The sequence below is a fragment of the Herbiconiux daphne genome (assembly GCF_024979295.1).
Classification (GTDB): Bacteria; Actinomycetota; Actinomycetes; order Actinomycetales; family Microbacteriaceae; genus Herbiconiux; species Herbiconiux daphnes.
The window spans coordinates 1-710 of record NZ_JANLCJ010000380.1; the positions used below are offsets into that span (position 1 = coordinate 1).

Genomic DNA, 710 nt, shown 5'->3' on the forward strand with positions numbered 1-710 from the left:
GGACGTCCTTCTGAATTAGAATATCAGCTAGAGAAAGCTACAAAGGAAATCAAAAGGGATTTAGAATACACATTTTTAAGCTTCCAGAAGAAAGATGATGGTTCTGTTAATAACACCAGGCTCATGAGTGGTTTCTATGAGTTAACTGCTGGTATCGACGAAGCTGAACCAAATACTGGAGCTATCACCCACAAGAAAATTACCACTGAAAGTTTTACTGAAAATGATATTTATGATATCACAGAAAACTTATACATGGCAGGTTCTCGTGCAAATGTAATTATGTTTCACCCATCTCATGCAAAAGCTTTCAGTGATTTCTTTGAAAATGGAAACCACACTAAAGTTTCTGTTTATTTGAATGACGATGATGAAGTACCAAATGCATTGACTCAATTTACAGATCCATTGGGTCAAGAGTTTACACTTTTGCCTAATAGATACATGGATCCATTTGTAATCTATTTCTTCCACCCGCATGATTGGTTCCAGCGAGTACTGCGAAATCCAGTTGTTTATAGCACGGATAAAACAGGTTCCAGTGATGACTGGGTTGTTGAGATGGAAGTAAGCCTTCAGCACCGTAATCCGTGGGCGTCTGGTATTTTAGAACTTACCTACACTCCGACTATTCGTAATATCAATATTACCAATACAACAAATAATTTCTGGATTGGTTCTGGTACTACACAGTTAGATTATACATCCAA

Annotated in this window: 1 protein-coding gene; it reads left to right on the plus strand. The window is 37.3% G+C overall.

Annotated elements, in window-relative coordinates; translation table 11 throughout:
• Window positions 1-710 (plus strand): DUF5309 domain-containing protein (locus N1032_RS25360; protein ID WP_259543365.1); only part of this gene is annotated, 710 nt, incomplete at both ends.